The organism is Streptomyces sp. NPDC104309 (genome assembly GCF_055584025.1).
The window spans coordinates 451,340-467,792 of record NZ_JBVJMV010000002.1; the positions used below are offsets into that span (position 1 = coordinate 451,340).

The 16,453-nt window shown below is 70.0% G+C and carries 16 protein-coding genes and 1 pseudogene; 10 read left to right on the plus strand and 7 right to left on the minus strand.

Translation table 11 applies throughout. The annotated features are described in order from the left end of the window. Nucleotides 1–448 precede the first annotated feature (448 nt). Both ACZ68L_RS03820 and ACZ68L_RS03825 read left to right on the plus strand, forming a co-directional pair. Nucleotides 449–1,126: a response regulator transcription factor gene (locus ACZ68L_RS03820; protein ID WP_361450310.1), complete on the plus strand. Its 678-nt coding sequence runs from the start codon at nt 449–451 to the stop codon at nt 1,124–1,126. A gap of 15 nt (nt 1,127–1,141) precedes the next feature. Then, nucleotides 1,142–2,407 (plus strand): ATP-binding protein, encoded by a 1,266-nt coding sequence (locus tag ACZ68L_RS03825; RefSeq protein ID WP_469573917.1) that lies wholly within the window; start codon nt 1,142–1,144, stop codon nt 2,405–2,407. A 5-nt stretch (nt 2,408–2,412) separates the two neighbouring features. Here the strand turns inward: ACZ68L_RS03825 and ACZ68L_RS03830 are convergent, their stop codons facing one another. Further along, the gene (locus ACZ68L_RS03830; protein WP_469573918.1) at nt 2,413–2,937 is read right to left on the minus strand and encodes a GtrA family protein; all 525 of its coding nucleotides are present in this window, start codon (nt 2,935–2,937) and stop codon (nt 2,413–2,415) included. 86 nt (nt 2,938–3,023) lie between these two features. Here ACZ68L_RS03830 and ACZ68L_RS03835 point away from each other — a divergent pair, with 86 nt between their 5' ends. Genes ACZ68L_RS03835 through ACZ68L_RS03845 form a run of 3 tightly spaced genes read left to right on the plus strand, consistent with a single transcriptional unit; the run spans nt 3,024 to nt 6,025 of the window. Beyond that, nucleotides 3,024–4,262 (plus strand): 5-(carboxyamino)imidazole ribonucleotide synthase, encoded by a 1,239-nt coding sequence (locus ACZ68L_RS03835; protein ID WP_469574022.1) that lies wholly within the window; start codon nt 3,024–3,026, stop codon nt 4,260–4,262. Further along, nucleotides 4,259–4,798 carry a 5-(carboxyamino)imidazole ribonucleotide mutase gene (gene purE, locus ACZ68L_RS03840; protein WP_469573919.1) on the plus strand — a complete coding sequence of 180 codons (540 nt, stop codon included), beginning with the start codon at nt 4,259–4,261 and terminating at the stop codon, nt 4,796–4,798. Before ACZ68L_RS03835 ends, purE begins: the two co-directional genes overlap by 4 nt. Before the next feature lie 6 nt (nt 4,799–4,804). After that, complete coding sequence (locus ACZ68L_RS03845) at nt 4,805–6,025, plus strand: dipeptidase (RefSeq protein ID WP_469573921.1); 1,221 nt, start codon at nt 4,805–4,807, stop codon at nt 6,023–6,025. Nucleotides 6,026–6,085: 60 nt separating this feature from the next. On the opposite strand, the gene ACZ68L_RS03850 is transcribed toward ACZ68L_RS03845, so the two are convergent. Continuing rightward, nucleotides 6,086–6,448, minus strand: coding sequence for a VOC family protein (locus ACZ68L_RS03850; RefSeq protein WP_469573922.1), 363 nt, complete (start codon nt 6,446–6,448; stop codon nt 6,086–6,088). 109 nt (nt 6,449–6,557) lie between these two features. Here ACZ68L_RS03850 and ACZ68L_RS03855 point away from each other — a divergent pair, with 109 nt between their 5' ends. Further along, a complete protein-coding gene (locus ACZ68L_RS03855; protein WP_469573924.1) occupies nt 6,558–7,070 on the plus strand; it encodes a CGNR zinc finger domain-containing protein in 513 nt (170 codons plus the stop codon). A gap of 73 nt (nt 7,071–7,143) precedes the next feature. On the opposite strand, the gene ACZ68L_RS03860 is transcribed toward ACZ68L_RS03855, so the two are convergent. Continuing rightward, a complete protein-coding gene (locus ACZ68L_RS03860) occupies nt 7,144–8,487 on the minus strand; it encodes a UDP-glucose dehydrogenase family protein (protein WP_469573925.1) in 1,344 nt (447 codons plus the stop codon). A 198-nt stretch (nt 8,488–8,685) separates the two neighbouring features. Here ACZ68L_RS03860 and ACZ68L_RS03865 point away from each other — a divergent pair, with 198 nt between their 5' ends. Beyond that, nucleotides 8,686–9,843, plus strand: a complete 1,158-nt coding sequence (locus tag ACZ68L_RS03865; protein WP_469574023.1) for an acyl-CoA dehydrogenase family protein — start codon at nt 8,686–8,688, stop codon at nt 9,841–9,843. Nucleotides 9,844–10,214: 371 nt separating this feature from the next. Here ACZ68L_RS03865 and ACZ68L_RS03870 read toward each other — a convergent pair whose 3' ends face one another. Both ACZ68L_RS03870 and ACZ68L_RS03875 read right to left on the minus strand, forming a co-directional pair. Next, nucleotides 10,215–10,547 carry a DUF6204 family protein gene (locus ACZ68L_RS03870; RefSeq protein ID WP_469573927.1) on the minus strand — a complete coding sequence of 111 codons (333 nt, stop codon included), beginning with the start codon at nt 10,545–10,547 and terminating at the stop codon, nt 10,215–10,217. Continuing rightward, nucleotides 10,540–11,280: a TetR/AcrR family transcriptional regulator gene (locus tag ACZ68L_RS03875; RefSeq protein WP_469573928.1), complete on the minus strand. Its 741-nt coding sequence runs from the start codon at nt 11,278–11,280 to the stop codon at nt 10,540–10,542. Before ACZ68L_RS03875 ends, ACZ68L_RS03870 begins: the two co-directional genes overlap by 8 nt. Before the next feature lie 95 nt (nt 11,281–11,375). On the opposite strand from ACZ68L_RS03875, the gene ACZ68L_RS03880 reads away from it, so the two are divergent. Next, on the plus strand, nt 11,376–12,926 hold the full coding sequence (locus tag ACZ68L_RS03880; protein ID WP_469573930.1) for an MFS transporter: 1,551 nt from the start codon (nt 11,376–11,378) through the stop codon (nt 12,924–12,926). A 113-nt stretch (nt 12,927–13,039) separates the two neighbouring features. Further along, on the plus strand, nt 13,040–13,222 hold the full coding sequence (locus ACZ68L_RS03885) for a hypothetical protein (RefSeq protein ID WP_469573932.1): 183 nt from the start codon (nt 13,040–13,042) through the stop codon (nt 13,220–13,222). Between the two features lie 170 nt (nt 13,223–13,392). On the opposite strand, the gene ACZ68L_RS03890 is transcribed toward ACZ68L_RS03885, so the two are convergent. Beyond that, a complete protein-coding gene (locus tag ACZ68L_RS03890) occupies nt 13,393–14,289 on the minus strand; it encodes a hypothetical protein (protein WP_469573934.1) in 897 nt (298 codons plus the stop codon). Nucleotides 14,290–14,319: 30 nt separating this feature from the next. Continuing rightward, nucleotides 14,320–15,276: a helix-turn-helix domain-containing protein gene (locus tag ACZ68L_RS03895; RefSeq protein WP_469573936.1), complete on the minus strand. Its 957-nt coding sequence runs from the start codon at nt 15,274–15,276 to the stop codon at nt 14,320–14,322. Between the two features lie 526 nt (nt 15,277–15,802). Between ACZ68L_RS03895 and ACZ68L_RS03900 the strand changes: the two are divergent. Continuing rightward, nucleotides 15,803–16,168, plus strand: a pseudogene (locus ACZ68L_RS03900) (helix-turn-helix domain-containing protein); the annotation flags it as partial. Nucleotides 16,169–16,453: the final 285 nt, after the last annotated feature.

Here is a 16,453-nt window from a genome sequence, read left to right on the forward strand (position 1 = left end):
TGACGCGCCCGGTGGGGGGAGGCCGGCACCGACCCGGCCGCACCCCACCCCCACGCCTGACAGGGGATTCGTCCCGACCATCGGACTCATGGGGAGCCGACTGGAGGAGACGGGGACCGACCGCATCGGGATCCACGCCCGGTGCGCATCTCGCACTCCGGGCCCGGCCACAGGTCATTCACTGAAGTCACGGCTGGCGGGTACCAGCCGGCAAAACAAAAGAGACCCTCGGCGCTAAAAGCTGCCCAAGGGTCCTTGAGTAGTGCAACAGGCGTCAAGCCACCATACGACACGACACCGTCGGATATGAATGGACTTGAGAGATGGATCACAGGTTCTGATGGAACCGCGCTCCCACATTCGAAGGCGTCGCCCCGTTTCCCCTTCGGACCCGCAGGGCTTTTCGATCACCTCACGGCATCCCCCCTGCGCGGACTACCATCACTCCATGACCCGTGTACTGCTCGCCGAGGACGACGCATCCATCTCGGAGCCACTGGCCCGCGCCCTGCGTCGGGAGGGTTACGAGGTCGAGGTCCGCGAAGACGGTCCGACCGCTCTCGACGCCGGCCTCCAGGGCGGAATCGACCTGGTCGTACTCGACCTGGGCCTGCCCGGGATGGACGGCCTCGAAGTCGCCCGCAGGCTCCGTGCCGACGGCCACACCGTGCCGATCCTGGTGCTCACCGCCCGTGCCGATGAGGTGGACACCGTCGTCGGTCTGGACGCGGGCGCCGACGACTACGTCACCAAGCCCTTCCGACTGGCCGAACTGCTCGCCCGGGTCCGGGCCCTGCTGCGCCGCGGCGCCACCGAGCCCGCCCCGCAGCCCGCCACCCACGGCGTCAGGATCGACGTCGAGTCGCACCGGGCCTGGATGGGCGACGAGGAACTCCAGCTCACCGCCAAGGAGTTCGACCTGCTGCGGGTCCTGGTCCGCGACGCCGGCCGGGTCGTCACCCGCGACCAGCTGATGCGCGAGGTCTGGGACACCACCTGGTGGTCGTCGACCAAGACCCTCGACATGCACATCTCCTGGCTCCGCAAGAAGCTCGGCGACGACGCGGCCAACCCCCGCTACATCGCGACCGTACGGGGCGTCGGCTTCCGCTTCGAGAAGAGCTGACGTACAGAAGCACTCATGCGCCGCAGACTGATCAACTCCACGCTCGCCGTGGTGCTCGTGGTGATCGCCGTCTTCGGCGTCTCCCTCGTCATCGTCGAGAGCCGCACCATCAGCAACAGCGCCCAGGAGAGCGTCGACTCCGAGGCGCTGCGGCTGATCAGCGTCGTCGAGAGCCGGCTCCTGGGCGCCGAGCGGATCAACCCCGCGCTGCTGGCCCAGCAGATCTCCAGGAAGCGCTACGCCCTGGTCAAGATCCCCGGACGCGCCCCCCTCGAAGTCGGTACCCGCCCCACCGGCAACGTGATCAGCAGTACGGCCGAGGGGGAGCAGGGCGAACGGGTCACCGTCGAGGAGTCCAGCTCCGCCGTCACCCGCGAGGTCGGCCGCACCCTGCTGATCATCGGCGCGGTGGCCCTGCTGGCCATCGTCTCGGCGGTGCTCCTCGCCGTGCGCCAGGCCAACAAACTGACCTCACCGCTGACCGATCTCGCCGAGACCGCCGAACGGCTGGGCTCCGGCGACCCGCGCCCGCGCCACAAGCGGTACGGAGTGCCGGAGCTGGACCGGGTCGCCGACGTCCTGGACGCCTCCGCCGAACGGATCGCCCGGATGCTCACCGCGGAACGCCGGCTGGCCGCCGACGCCTCGCACCAGCTCCGCACGCCGCTGACCGCGCTCTCCATGCGGATCGAGGAGATCTCCGTCACCGACGACCCGGACACGGTGAAGGAGGAGGCGAACATCGCCCTCACCCAGGTCGAGCGGCTCACCGACGTGGTCGAGCGGCTGCTGACCAATGCCCGCGATCCGCGTACCGGCTCCGCCGTCGTCTTCGACCTCGACGAGGTCGTCAAGCAGCAGATCGAGGAGTGGCGCCCGGCCTACCGGGGCGAGGGCCGCGCCATCGTCCGCTCCGGAAAGCAGGGGCTGCGGGCCGTCGGTACGCCCGGCGCGGTCGCCCAGGTGCTGGCCGCCCTGATCGAGAACTCACTGATGCACGGCGGCGGTACGGTCGCGCTGCGCACCCGGGTCACCGGCAACCAGGCGGTCATCGAGGTCACGGACGAGGGTCCGGGCGTGTCCCCCGACCTCGGCGCCAGGATCTTCGAGCGGACGATCAGCGGCCGCAACTCCACCGGCATCGGCCTCGCGGTGGCCAGGGACCTCGCGGAGGCGGACGGCGGACGGCTCGAACTGCTCCAGCAGCAGCCGGCGGTCTTCGCGCTCTTTCTCAGCCGGGTCGCCCTGAACAGACAGGAACCGGAACGCCCGGTGCGGTGAATCGGCTAACGCCGGGCCGAATCCGCCTCGACCCGCCGCGCCCGCTCCGTACGCGCCTGCTTGAGGAACCCCTCCGCATTCAGCACGGTCTCCTTGGCGGGCAGCGCCTTGAACACCCACGTCCGGTAGGACCAGAAGCGGAACAGCGTCGCGATGCCGATCCCGAGGATCTTGAAGGCATTGCTCTGGACCGGGCTGTCCCACCCGAACCCGTACGTCGCCGTGTACAGCACACCGTTCTCGATGACCGCACCCACCGCGCTGAACAGCAGGAACAGCGTCAGCTCCCGGGTCCGCCCGCTCTTGTCGCGGTCCCGGTACGTCCAGTAGCGGAAGCCGATGTAATTGAAGAGGATGGCGACGAACGTCCCCAGCAGACCTGCCCGTACCACCTGAAGGTCAGTGGTGCGCCAGAGCAGGTTGGACACCGCGATGTTGACGACCAGGCCGAGGGCGCCGACCGCGCCGAACTTGGCGATCTCGCGGGCCAGCAGATCCAGCCGGGCCCGCAGTGCGCCCCGTTCGCTCATGGTGATCGCTCAGCCTGTCTGTCGGTTACGTCGGCCCAGCCATGCTAGCGGCCTCCCCCACGGGGTGCCCGGGGATGTTCGGACAGGTGCGGGCCGGGCTCGGCGTACCCGCCCGGCGGGGGTGGCGCAGGGCGTCGTCGGACGCCCCCCGGGGCGGCGGATACCCTGGAGGAGTGACGTTCCCGGTAGTCGGCATGGTCGGCGGCGGTCAGCTCGCCCGTATGACCCACGAGGCGGGCATCCCCCTCGGCATCAAGTTCAAGCTCCTCAGTGACACCCTCCAGGACTCGGCGGCCCAGGTGGTGAACGAAGTCGTCGTCGGCGACTATCGCGACCTGGACACGCTGCGTGCCTTCGCGCGCGGCTGTGACGTGATCACCTTCGATCACGAGCACGTACCGACCGAACACCTGCGGGCCCTGGAGGCGGACGGCATCCCCGTGCGCCCCGGCCCGGACGCGCTGGTGCACGCCCAGGACAAGGGGGTGATGCGCGCAAAGCTCACCGAGATCGGCGCGCCCTGCCCCCGCCACCGCATCGTGACGGACCCGGCGGACGTCGCGGCCTTCGCGCAGGAGGTCGGGGGCTTCCCCGTCGTCCTCAAGACGGTCCGCGGCGGCTACGACGGCAAGGGCGTGTGGGTGGTCCGCTCCGAGGCGGACGCGGCCGATCCCTTCCGCGCCGGTGTCCCGGTCCTCGCCGAGGAGAAGGTCGACTTCATACGGGAGCTGGCGGCCGACATCGTCCGCTCGCCGCACGGCCAGGCCGTCGCCTACCCGGTCGTCGAGTCGATCCAGGTCGACGGGGTCTGCGACACGGTGATCGCCCCGGCCCCGGAGCTGGACGAGCGGCTCGCCGGCGAGGCCCAGCGGCTCGCTCTCCGGATCGCCTCCGAGCTCGGTGTCGTCGGCCACCTCGCCGTCGAACTCTTCGAGACCCGGGGACCCGACGGGAAGCCCGGCATCCTGGTCAACGAGCTCGCCATGCGTCCGCACAACTCCGGGCACTGGACCCAGGACGGCGCGATCACCTCGCAGTTCGCCAACCATGTCCGGGCCGTCCTCGACCTGCCGCTCGGCGACCCGCGTCCGCGCGCCACCTGGACGGTCATGTCCAACGTCCTCGGCGGCGACTACCCGGACATGTACCAGGCGTACCTGCACTGCATGGCCCGCGACCCGCAGCTCAAGATCCACATGTACGGCAAGGACGTGAAGCCCGGCCGCAAGGTCGGACACGTCAACACCTACGGCGACGACCTGGCGGACGTGCGTGAGCGCGCCCGGCACGCGGCCGACTACCTGCGAGGAACGATCACCGAATGACTTCCCCCGCCTCCGCCGCGCCGGTCGTCGGCATCGTCATGGGCTCGGACTCCGACTGGCCCGTCATGGAAGCAGCGGCCAAGGCCCTCGACGAGTTCGAGATTCCCTACGAGGTCGACGTCGTCTCCGCCCACCGCATGCCGCGCGAGATGATCGCGTACGGCGAGCAGGCGGCGGAGCGCGGTCTCAAGGTGATCGTCGCGGGCGCGGGCGGTGCCGCCCACCTGCCCGGCATGCTCGCCTCCGTCACCCCGCTGCCGGTCATCGGCGTGCCGGTCCCGCTGAAGTACCTGGACGGCATGGACAGCCTGCTCTCCATCGTGCAGATGCCCGCCGGTGTCCCCGTGGCGACCGTCTCGGTCGGCGGCGCGCGCAACGCGGGCCTGCTGGCCGCCCGAATCCTCGCCGCCCACGACAGCGAGCTGCTGGCCCGCATGGCCGAGTTCCAGCAGGAGCTGAACGACCAGGCGACGGAGAAGGGCAAGCGGCTGCGCGCCAAGGTCGAGGGCGCCGACTCCTTCGGCTTCGGGAAGTAGGCCCCGGTGGAGAAGGCCGAACAGGTGGAGAAGGCCGGACAACTGGAGCGGGCGGCGGAACTCCTCGCCGAGTACCCCGTCGTCGACGGGCACAACGATCTGCCGTGGGCGCTGCGCGAACAGGTCGGCTACGACCTGGACGCCCGCGACATCGCCACGGACCAGTCCGCCCATCTGCACACCGACATCCCGCGGCTGCGCGCCGGCGGCGTCGGCGCCCAGTTCTGGTCCGTCTACGTGCAGTCCGACATGGCGGGCGACGAAGCCGTCAGCGCCACGCTCGAACAGATCGACGTGGTCGCCGAGCTGCTGGAGCGCCACCCGGCGGACCTGCGGCGCGCCCTGACCGCCGACGACATGGAGGCGGCCCGCGCCGAGGGCCGCATCGCCTCCCTGATGGGTGCCGAGGGCGGCCACTCCATCAACAACTCACTGGGCACCCTGCGCGCCCTGCACGCCCTGGGCGTCCGCTACATGACGCTCACCCACAACGACAACATCGCGTGGGCGGACTCGGCGACCGACGAGCCGGGCGTCGGCGGTCTCTCGCCCTTCGGCCACGAGGTCGTACGGGAGATGAACCGCACGGGCATGCTGGTCGACCTCTCCCATGTGGCGGCCACCACCATGCGCGACGCGCTCGACACCTCCTCGGCGCCGGTGATCTTCTCGCACTCCTCGTCGCGCGCGGTCTGCGACCACCCGCGCAACATCCCCGACGACATCCTCGGCCGCCTTCCGGCCAACGGCGGCATCGCCATGGCGACCTTCGTACCGAAGTTCGTCCTTCCGGCGGCCGTCGACTGGACCCGTGCCGCGGACGAGAACCTGCGGGCCCACGGCCTGCACCACCTCGACACCACCGCGCGGGCCATGGAGATCCACGCCGCCTTCGAGGCGGCCAACCCGCGCCCGATGGCGACCGTGGCGACGATCGCCGACCACCTCGACCACATGCGCGAGGTCGCCGGGATCGACCACATCGGCATCGGCGGCGACTACGACGGCACCGCCTTCCTCCCGGAGGGTCTCCAGGACGTCGCGGGCTACCCGAACCTGATCGCGGAGCTGTTCGGCCGCGGCTGGTCGAGCGCCGATCTCGCCAAGCTCACCTGGCGGAACGCGGTACGGGTGCTGCGCGACGCCGAGGACGTCGCGCGCGAGCTGCGCACGCGCCGGGCCCCGTCGCACGCCACGATCGAGCAGTTGGACGCGCAGGCCGGCTGAGCCGGAGTTCCTGAGTGCGGGGCGCCCCCAGGGGCGCCCCGCACGTTTTTCTGCCCGCTTCTAACACGCACACAGACAGAACGGGTGCCCCGCGGGATCCGCGTACACCCGGAAGGTCCGCTCCCGGTCCGCCGCGTCCAGCACGGTCGCGCCCAGGGCGAGCACCTCCTTCTCCGCCGCGTCCAGATCGGGCACGGACAGATCCAGATGGAACTGCTGCGAACCGTCCGGGCGCGGCCACTGCGGCGGTACGTGACCGGGCGCGCCCTGGAACGCGAGCCGCGTGCCCCCGGCCCCGGTCAGCTCCACCCAGCCCTCACCGTCCGGCACGACCTCGCCGCCGAGCAGCCCGGCGTAGAAGCCGGCGAGCGCGGCGGGGTCGGGGCAGTCCAGAACGACAGCACCCAGTGTCGCGACAGCCATGGCACTTCCTCCTCAGAACGGGGACAGTCTTCGCGCAGGGGTTACCTCTAAATCGCCTCAACAGGTAACCGTTACTACATGCTGCCGCACTGGAGGTAACGTCGCAACCATGAATGAGAAGGATTCCGCGCCCGGTGGACTCGCCCTGATCGAGGCCCTGGTCAACACACTGGACGTCGAGACCGGTGCGGACACCCTCGACACCGCGGACGGGCGCGCCGCCTTCTCTCTCACCGAGTCCGAGGTCCCGGACGCGCGCGTACTGCGCGAGGCGCTCCGTGCCGCCTGCCTCGCCCACGCCGGCCACCGCCCGCCGGACGGCGCCGCCGCGCCCCCGCTCGACCGGCTGCTCGCCGAAGCGCCGCTGCGCGTCACCGTGGACGCGGCGGGCGCCGCCTCACTGCGCCCCGTCGCGGAACCGGCCGGCCTGACCGCCCGGGTCGCGGCGGCCATCGCCACCGCGGCGGCCGACGGCACCTGGGCCCGGCTCAAGGCGTGCGAGGCCGAGGACTGTCAGTGGGCGTACTACGACCGCAGCCCGGCGGGGCGCCGCCGCTGGTGCTCCATGTCGGTGTGCGGCGCCCGCGCCAAGATGCGCACCTACCGCGCGAAACACAACTGAGGGACTCCGGGCATGGGACCAGGCCGAGCCCCGGGCCGGTACCGGGCCGAAGGGTCCGATCCCGGCCGAGGCGTCAGGCCTTCGGCCGCCCCATCGCCCGGTACGTCCAGCCGGCCCCGCGCCACAGCTCGCTGTCGAGCGCGTTGCGGCCGTCCAGGATGATCCGGCGGGACGCGACCTCGCCGAGTGCCGCCGGGTCCAGCTCGCGGAACTCCCGCCACTCCGTCAGATGCAGCACCACATCCGCGCCGCGCACCGCGTCCAGCGCCGAGTCCGCGTAACCGAGCGTGGGGAAGAGCCTGCGGGCGTTGTCCATGCCCTTCGGGTCGAAGACCGTGACCTGGCCGCCCTGCAGATGGATCTGCCCGGCCACGTTCAGCGCGGGCGAGTCCCGTACGTCGTCCGAGTCCGGCTTGAACGCCGCGCCCAGGACCGCCACCCGCTTGCCGAGGAACGAATCGCCGCCCACGGCCTCGCGGGCCAGCTCCACCATGTGACCGCGGCGCCGCATGTTGATCGAGTCGACCTCGCGCAGGAAGGTCAGCGCCTGGTCCGCGCCCAGCTCGCCGGCGCGCGCCATGAAGGCCCGGATGTCCTTCGGCAGACAGCCGCCGCCGAAGCCGATGCCGGCCCGCAGGAACTTGGAGCCGATCCGCTCGTCGTGCCCGATCGCCTCGGCCAGCTTCTTCACGTCGCCGTCGGCGGCCTCGCAGACCTCCGCCATGGCGTTGATGAACGAGATCTTCGTGGCCAGGAAGGAGTTGGCCGCGGTCTTCACCAGCTCGGCGGTCGGGAAGTCCGTCACCACGAACGGCGAACCCTCGGCGACCGGCACCGCGTACACCTCGCGCAGCAGCTTCTCGGCCCGCTCGCTCGCCACACCGACGACGATCCGGTCCGGGTGCAGGGTGTCCTTCACGGCGAAGCCCTCGCGCAGGAACTCCGGGTTCCAGGCCAGCTCCGCGTCCGCGCCCACCGGCGCCAGCTCCGCCAGCCGCGCCGCGAGCCGGGCCGCCGAGCCCACCGGGACGGTCGACTTCCCGACGACCAGGGCGGGCCGGCTCAGATGCGGCGCCAGCGACTCGAAGGCGCTGTCGACGTAGCTCATGTCGCAGGCGTACTCGCCGTGCTTCTGCGGAGTGTTCACGCAGACGAAGTGGACGTCGCCGAAGTCCGCCACCTCTTCCCACGAGGTGGTGAACCGCAGTCGCCCGGTCGATCCCTCGATGCCCTCGACGTGCTTGCCGAGCAGCTCCTCCAGGCCCGGCTCGTACATCGGGACCCGGCCGGTGCTCAGCATCTCGATCTTCTCGGGCACGACGTCGAGGCCGAGCACCTCGAAGCCCAGTTCCGCCATGGCCGCGGCGTGGGTGGCGCCGAGGTAGCCGGTGCCGATCACAGTGATCCTGAGGGCCATGAAGTGCTCCTGTGAGATGCGGACAGACGTGCGGTGAACGAGCATAGTCGTGCCCCCGAAGACCCGGTTTCCGGCTGCCCGTGTGGGTTCTGCCACCCCTGTCGTGAAGCTCACGCGCGCATTCCATAGGCCATGACGGGAGCCGGGCCCTAAAATTGGGTTACTTAACGGTAGTTAGCTTCATGGGGAGTGAGCGTCTTGGCGGGTTCGACCGATTTCGACCTGTACCGTCCGGCCGAGGAGCACGAGATGCTCCGCGAGACGGTGCGTGCGCTCGCCGAGGCGAAGATCGCCCCGTACGCGGCGGCGGTCGACGAGGAGGCGCGCTTCCCGCAGGAGGCGCTGGACGCCCTGACGGCCGCGGACCTGCACGCGGTGCACGTACCCGAGGAGTACGGCGGCGCGGGCGCCGACGCCCTCGCCACCGTCATCGTGATCGAGGAGGTGGCCCGCGCCTGCGCCTCCTCCTCCCTCATCCCAGCCGTGAACAAGCTCGGCTCGCTCCCGGTGATCCTCTCCGGTTCCGAGGACCTGAAGAAGAAGTACCTGGGCCCGCTGGCCAAGGGCGACGGCATGTTCTCGTACTGCCTCTCCGAGCCCGACGCGGGTTCCGACGCGGCGGGCATGAAGACCAAGGCCGTGCGCGACGGCGACTTCTGGGTGCTCAACGGCGTGAAGCGCTGGATCACCAACGCGGGCGTCTCCGAGTACTACACGGTGATGGCCGTCACCGACCCGACCAAGCGCTCCAAGGGCATCTCGGCCTTCGTCGTCGAGAAGTCGGACGCGGGCGTCTCCTTCGGCGCCCCGGAGAAGAAGCTCGGCATCAAGGGCTCCCCGACCCGCGAGGTCTACTTCGACAACGTCCGCATCCCCGCCGACCGCATGATCGGCGAGGAGGGCACCGGCTTCGCCACCGCGATGAAGACCCTGGACCACACCCGCATCACCATCGCGGCCCAGGCCCTCGGCATCGCCCAAGGCGCCCTCGACTACGCCAAGGGCTACGTCCAGGAGCGCAAGCAGTTCGGCAAGCCGATCGCCGACTTCCAGGGCATCCAGTTCATGCTCGCCGACATGGCCATGAAGCTGGAGGCGGCCCGCCAGCTCACCTACTCGGCCGCCGCCAAGTCCGAGCGCCTCGACGGCGACCTCACCTTCTTCGGCGCGGCGGCCAAGTGCTTCGCCTCCGACGTCGCGATGGAGATCACCACGGACGCGGTCCAGCTGCTGGGCGGCTACGGCTACACGCGGGACTACCCGGTGGAGCGGATGATGCGCGACGCGAAGATCACGCAGATCTACGAAGGCACGAACCAGGTCCAGCGGATCGTGATGGCGCGGAACCTGCCGTAAAGCGGTTTTCACAGGTCGGCGGCTGTTCCTGATGGCCGGTGAGCTGTGATCGACTTCCGGTCCGTTCGGGCCGGTTCGAGCTGATCACGGGCGTCGTGCTGGCGGAAATCCTGGACTGACGCCGGCCACCGCACCGCTCCTGACCTGCCTGAACACCACGGCCCCCGGCTTGATGCCGGGGGCCGTTCGTGTGGCTCCGTCAGGCCACTTCTGTCCGTTCTTCGGTGGGTTCGTCCGCGCCGGGCGCCGGCATCGTGGTGATGGCCGCGCGCCCGCGCTGTTCGGCTCCTTCAAAGGCTCAGGAGATGGTGTGGCAGGGGTGGAAGCCGGACCCCAGGACTCAGGCGGAGTGTGGGGGAACCAGCTGTCGGTCAGCGTCGGGGGCGCCGGATTTTCATGTCGTCGAGGCTGGTGGCGGTGGCGCGCAGCGCGCTGTGGCGGATTCCGCGGTCGGCCAGGTCGGCAGCTGCCCTGTCGCAGGCCCGTTGGGCCGCGGCGTCGTCATCGGCGTCGGCGGGTTGCCGGACGACGCAGCGGAAGGTGAAAGTACGTGGCGGCAGCTCGTAGATGAGGGTTCCCTCGTCGGTCAACGTGGCGTTGAGGAGGTCGTGTTCGGCGGCGTTCTCGATCAGCGCGGCACGCTGGGCCTCGTCGAGGTCGGCAAACGTGCCGCGGACAATGACGCGGTAGGTACGGTCACTCATGGATCGAGGACTTCCCTTCGAGGGGGACGGGTTCGGCCGTCGGATGTGCGTGGTTCTCGGTGCGCAGGGCCGCCAGTCCGTCGAGGAGACGTTCGAGGCCGAAGGCGAAGCGGTCCTCCATGGACGGGGCGGTGAGGTCGTCGGCCAGCGCGACGAGGTTCGGGAAGGTCGTTTCCGGCAGTCCGCGCAGTCGGTCGGCCGCCGCCTGCGCGACTTCGGAACGGCTGGCGCCCTCGGTCTCGGATGCGGAGAGGGGCGACTGTTCCTGGAGCACGAAGCCCTGGACGAAGGCGCCGAGAAGGTAGTTGGCCAGGGCGGCGTCGGCGTCGGAGAATCCGGCTTCACGTAGCCGGTCCAATTGCTCCTCCATGAGACGCAGCAGGTTCGGGCCGAGTGTGAGCCGCCCTGCGACGACCTTGGCGGAGTCGCGTTTGGCCAGCAGGTGCCGTCGGTAGCGCAGCGAGTACTCGCGAAGCTGCTCCCGCCAGTCGCCCTGCCTGGGTGGTGGCTCGGCATCGGCCATGAGCGCGTCGGTGAGCAGGTCCAGTAGCTGTTCCTTGTTGCGGACGTGCCAGTACAGGGAGGCTGCCTTCACTCCCAGTTCGGCGGCGACCTTGCGCATCGACAGCCCGCTGATGCCTTCACGTTCCAGCACGCGCAGGGCCGCCGCCACGAGCGCCTGGCGGGTCAGTCCTGGCTGTGCAGCGCCCTCGGCCGCGCTGTCTCGTGCCACCGGCCACCTCCGTCGAAAGAAAACCGGTTTGCAATCTAACACCGTTAGGGGCAGTCTCTGGTCCGAATGACCGACTAACACTGTTAGGGAATGTGATGGAGGAGTTCACCTCCCAGCGCAAGAGACTCGTGCTTGCCGCCTTGTGCGCCACGATGTTCATGGCGATGCTCGACAACGTCATCGTCAACAACGCCCTGCCCCGCATCGGGCAGCAGCTGCACGCCGGTGTCAGCGGACTGCAGTGGGTGGTCGAGGGCTACAGCCTCGTCTACGCCGCCCTCCTGCTCACCGGCGGCACACTCGGCGACCGATACGGCCGCAAACGGATCTTCCTCACCGGACTGGCTCTGTTCACGGCAGGATCAGCGGCGGCAGCGCTGTCCGGGTCGATCGGCCTGCTGATCGCCGCACGCATGCTGCAAGGACTCGGCGCGGCACTGCTCACGCCGGGCAGCCTGTCGATTCTGCGGCACGTCTTCACCGACGAGAAGGAGCGGGCGCGGGCTGTCGGGCTCTGGTCCGGTGTCTCCGCCCTGGGCCTGGCGATCGGCCCGGTCCTGGGCGGGCCGATGGTGGACGCGTTCGGATGGGCCAGCGTGTTCTGGATCAACGTCCCGATCGGAGTGGCAGGGCTGCTGCTCGCCGCCCGAGCGCTCCCGGAGTTCGCAGGCCGGGCCAGGCGGGTGGATCTTCCGGGCCAGTTGCTCTCGGTGCTCGGGTTCGGCGCCCTGGTCTACGCACTCATCGAAGGACCGGCCCGCGGCTGGACCGACACCCGTGTCGTGACCCTCGCAGCGGTGGCGGCAGTAGCCCTGCCGGCCTTCGTCGCGGTCGAACTCCGCACCACCGACCCCATGCTCGACCTGCACTTCTTCCGGGACCCGGTGCTCAGCGGAGCCGCGGTGACCGGATTCATGATCAGCTTCGGCATGTTCGGTGCGTCGTTCTTCCTGCCGTTGCTCATGCAGGATGTGATGGGCTGGGCGCCGTCGAGCGCGGGCCTGGCGGGGCTGCCCATGACCGCGATGATCGTCGTCGCCGCGCCGCTGTCCGGCACACTCACCGCGCGCTGCGGCCCCCGGATTCCTCTGGTGACCGGTCTGACCCTGTGCGCGACGGCTCTCGGCGGCCTCTCGCTCTACGGTCAGCACGCCCGCTACCTGGAGTATCTGTGGGTGTTGCTCGCCATGGGAATCGGCATGGGGATGACCTTCACACCGGTGTCCCTCACGGTCATGAAGCGTGTCCCTCTCGCCCAGGCCGGTATGGCCTCTGCGACCCTCAACATGCTGCGCGAGATCGGCGGCGTCGTCGGCGTCGCCGCCCTGGGAGCCGTCCTCACCAGCCGCCTGGCCGCCACGTTGACCGGATCGCTCGATCGGCTCGGCGTTCCCCCCGAAACCCGCCACGGTATCGCGGACTCGATCGCCGGCTCGGGAGCAGACAGAACCCAGGTCCTGCCCGCACCCGTCCAAGACGCCGTGAACACCGCCTTCATCGAAGGGCTCCATCTGGCACTGCGCTGCGGCGGCGCGGCCATGGCCGTGGCGGCCGTGCTCGTGGCCGTCCTCCTCCGCTCGGCATCGCGCCAGGCCACCGCGCCCGCCGACGAACCGACACAGCAGGACGAACCGGCTTACCAGTAGGAGGAGGACGAACGGCGGACGGGGCGGGCGACGGCGGCGGTCGTGGTGCTGGACGGGCCACCCGCAGGCGGTTGGAGCGGACCGTCGCGTCCGCATCCGGGCAGGTCCGGCAGATGCTACGGCCCAGGATCGTGTGGGGCGCGAAGGAGCTGACCCGGCTCACCCGTCCCGGCGGCCGGGTCGCCGTCACCATCTGGCGGGCGCCGGGCGCCGGGCGCCCCGGTCAGGAGCTGATCGGGCGGGCCGCCGAGGAGGCGGGGCTGACCCGACCCGACCCGAGTGGCTGGCCACCGTAGACCCCGAGCACAACATTCCGCGCACGGGCGGCCGTTCCCGCAGGCGCGTTGATCAGGGGAGTTCAGCCGCGGTCGGAAGGACCTCCCAGTCGCCCTCCGTCACGACCGACCGGTTTGCGCAGCACCTTGAGGTCCGCCACCGCGCGCACGCCCGTGGCGCCGGGGCGGGGCTACTCCTCGGCGAAGACTTCCTCGGCGGAGGCGGCGGTGGCGGCGCGGTTGAGCCACTGATGCAGGAGCTGAGGGTCGTCGCAGCCGCTGATTTTCTCGCGGATCTCGTCGGTGATGGCGATGCCCCGCACGTCGAGGATGAGTAGGAGTCCTTCTGTGCGGCCTTCTGCACGGCCTTCTGCACGGCCTTCGTCTCGGCCTTCGTCCCGGAGTTCTTCCGAGAGGGGTGACTTGTAGAAAGAGAGGTCCACGGCCACCAGATTCCTCCACTGTTGTGCGGCCGGGCGGTTGCCCAGGCCCTGTGCGGTGAGTTCGACGATGGGGTCGGCGATTGCTTCCGGTGTGTCCCGCAGTGCGGCGGACAGGGTTTTCAGTATGGCACCGACGTCCGGATTGTCGGCGTGTGTGATGGCGGCCAGGGTGGCGAGTGCGAGGTCTTTGCGGGCTTCGGCCACATCGGTGATGACGGGCATGTTGTGCGGGCCCGCGACAAGGGGGTTCAGGGCGAGTGTCTGCCATTGGCGGACGCCGATGGAGATGGGGCGTGCGGCCCATTCGGCGGTGACGTGGTCCTGGCAGACGACCAGCAGCAGGACGGGCAGCCCGTATCTGTTGTTGAGGTAGGAGACGTAGTACGGCCAACTGGCGGTCTTGCGCGGGTCCTTCTTGCCCTGGGCTTCGATGGCGAGGAGGAAGGGCCCGTCGTGCTCTGTGTCGATGCGCAGGAGGGTGTCCACCCGGCGCTCGACGGGACGGGCCTCGGTGAGGTCGGTGGGCAGAGCGGTGGCCGAGGTGGGCGGTGGGATGTCGACTCCGAGTACTTCGGAGACGCGGGAGAAGAGGCCCGGGTACTCCTGGAAGATGCGGTGCATTGCCTCGTGGGGCGAGCTGACCATGCAGGTCCGTTCGGGTAGGGGACGTTTCCGTCAGGCGGCTGTGTGGAGGTCTGACCGGCAGTCGTGGCAGTGGCCGGGGTGGTGGGAGCGGAAGGCGCGTTCGCAGCGGTCGCAGTTCTGGAATGGGGTGACGATGACGCCGGGGCGTGCGAGTGCGACGTCCTGGGCTCCCGGTAGCGGCGGTGGCAGGAGCGCTGTGATCCGGTGGCGCAGAAGCTTGGCCGGGTGCTTCAGGGGACTCGGGAGGTCGGTGGTGAGGGCGTGACGGATGGTGTCGGGGTGGGCGTCGCGTTCGAGCCAGGTGGCGACACCGGGGGCGAGGGCGCGGATGTCGTGCTCGGAGAGGACGAGTTGAGGCGCGTGGCGGCGCAGGTCGGCGAGGAGCGCGGTGGCCACACGCTGCATCTCCGGCGTGAGCTCCTGCGGCTGGGGCAGCGGCGGAGGTGGCGTCGTGCGCGGGGTGGGGGCCGGTACGAGGACGGGCTGCGGCGCGGGCGGTTGCGGTGTGGGTGCCGGGGGTGGCTCGGGAGCGGCTACGCGTGGCCGCGGTGGTGTGGGCAGCCGGGCCGGCTTGCCGGGACTCGTCCGGGGTCGATGGGCCGGGGCGGGGTGTGCGACCGCGCCGGGCCGGTTGTACGAGACGGTGCGGGTGACGATGCGGCCGTCGGTGAGGCGTACGTGGCTGCGGTGGAGGTAGCCGTGGGCTTCGAGTTCGCGCAGGGCGGCGGCGATGCGGGTTTCGCTGTCGGGGAAGCGTTCGGCGAGGTGCTTGATGCCGATTCTGGCTCCGGCGGGGAGCGACTGGATGTGGGCGGCGAGCCCGATCGCCGCGAGGGAGAGCCCGCGGTGCTGGGCGAGGTGATTGCCGATGACGGTGAAGCCTGCGGCATGCCGGACGTTGACGTGGATGACACCGGATGACGGTGTGGTGTCTCCGGGTACGGGGGACGGGGCGCGCGGGGGCGCGGTAACCTGCGGGGTATCCATCAGGAAGCTCCGAACTTCCTCGGTGGTCAGGCCCTCGGTCGAGATTGGCGTCTCGCCGGGGGCCGTCGCATGTCTGGAGTTGTCGCGGCGAGCATATGCCTGCCAACCTGTATGAAATCCAGCCCAGTTGCCCTATGTCACCCGTGCGAGTGACGCGGCCGGACGGGGTCGGGTTTGGGTGGGGAGGGTGATTTCCCCAGGTTCTTCAAAGCTTTATGCGTCGTGGAACACGGGGACGTGGCTCGCCGGGTCGTGGGTTTCCGCGACCCGGTGGAGCGGTCGCGGTACGAGGCCGAATGCGGCCCGGACGGTCTTGCGCGGGCCGTTGCTCGCGCCGGGTGTCGACCCCCCCCCCCGGTGAACTGCCGGGCGGGAGCGGAATGTTCGGTTCGGGCGATGTGTTGGTTCACGTCGCTCAGCGTGGTCGTACCTGCGTACCGTGAAGAGCAACGAGCCCCGTACGTACGGTGATTGTCCCGTGCTTGTCCGGTGCTGTCCCGGCTGTCCCACCGGAAGTGGGGCACGGATGAGCCTGGATGAGACCGGTACGGAACGCGGCGACCCCGGGGCGGACGAGCCGGGCTGGGACGTCGATCCCGATGACGAGTCGGGGGTGGCCGTGGTCGCAGCGGTGGGCCGCCAGATCAAGGCATGGCGGGAGGCGGCGGGGCTGCGGGCCGGCGAGTTCGGGGCCGCGATCGAGTACGGGGAAGACCTGATCTACAAGGTGGAGGGCGGCCGTCGCATCCCCCGGCCGGAGCTCCTGGACAGGGCGGACGAGGTGCTCGGGGCGGGCGGGAAGCTCGCGATGCTGAAGGGGGATGTGGCGGAGGTCCGGTACCCGAAGAAGATCCGGGAGCTTGCGAAGCTGGAGGCCCGAGCGGTGGAGCTGTTGGTGGCCTTCCCCTCGTAGCGTAGAGGCCGCGGCTGAAGGGGAAGTTGAGGGACCGCGCAACTCCCCAGCCGGGCCAGGTCGACCCTGCCGTTCGATGGCCGGCCGAGCCACGCTCGACCCGTCGCGGAGCGCCTCGGGATCACCCGCCGGCGACATCGCCCGGGTGCGCGACCAACGGCTGAGGGTGGGTCATGGATTGCCGAGGTCGTGTCGTGTCGCGTATCCGCCGCGAAGGCCTTCTTGTCGAGAACATGGCAACAATGTTTAGTTGTCGCGGCGGAT

Excerpts from the sequence above, each read along its gene's own strand:
- purE (WP_469573919.1), top strand. The coding sequence starts at position 4,259 with ATGACTTCCCCCGCCTCCGCCGCGCCGGTCGTCGGCATCGTCATGGGC.
- ACZ68L_RS03820 (WP_361450310.1), top strand. The coding sequence starts at position 449 with ATGACCCGTGTACTGCTCGCCGAGGACGACGCATCCATCTCGGAGCCA.
- ACZ68L_RS03850 (WP_469573922.1), bottom strand. The coding sequence starts at position 6,448 with ATGGCTGTCGCGACACTGGGTGCTGTCGTTCTGGACTGCCCCGACCCC.
- ACZ68L_RS03825 (WP_469573917.1), top strand. The coding sequence starts at position 1,142 with ATGCGCCGCAGACTGATCAACTCCACGCTCGCCGTGGTGCTCGTGGTG.
- ACZ68L_RS03830 (WP_469573918.1), bottom strand. The coding sequence starts at position 2,937 with ATGAGCGAACGGGGCGCACTGCGGGCCCGGCTGGATCTGCTGGCCCGC.
- ACZ68L_RS03870 (WP_469573927.1), bottom strand. The coding sequence starts at position 10,547 with ATGAGTGACCGTACCTACCGCGTCATTGTCCGCGGCACGTTTGCCGAC.
- ACZ68L_RS03860 (WP_469573925.1), bottom strand. The coding sequence starts at position 8,487 with ATGGCCCTCAGGATCACTGTGATCGGCACCGGCTACCTCGGCGCCACC.
- ACZ68L_RS03855 (WP_469573924.1), top strand. The coding sequence starts at position 6,558 with ATGAATGAGAAGGATTCCGCGCCCGGTGGACTCGCCCTGATCGAGGCC.
- ACZ68L_RS03885 (WP_469573932.1), top strand. The coding sequence starts at position 13,040 with ATGCTACGGCCCAGGATCGTGTGGGGCGCGAAGGAGCTGACCCGGCTC.
- ACZ68L_RS03880 (WP_469573930.1), top strand. The coding sequence starts at position 11,376 with ATGGAGGAGTTCACCTCCCAGCGCAAGAGACTCGTGCTTGCCGCCTTG.
- ACZ68L_RS03895 (WP_469573936.1), bottom strand. The coding sequence starts at position 15,276 with ATGGATACCCCGCAGGTTACCGCGCCCCCGCGCGCCCCGTCCCCCGTA.
- ACZ68L_RS03890 (WP_469573934.1), bottom strand. The coding sequence starts at position 14,289 with ATGGTCAGCTCGCCCCACGAGGCAATGCACCGCATCTTCCAGGAGTAC.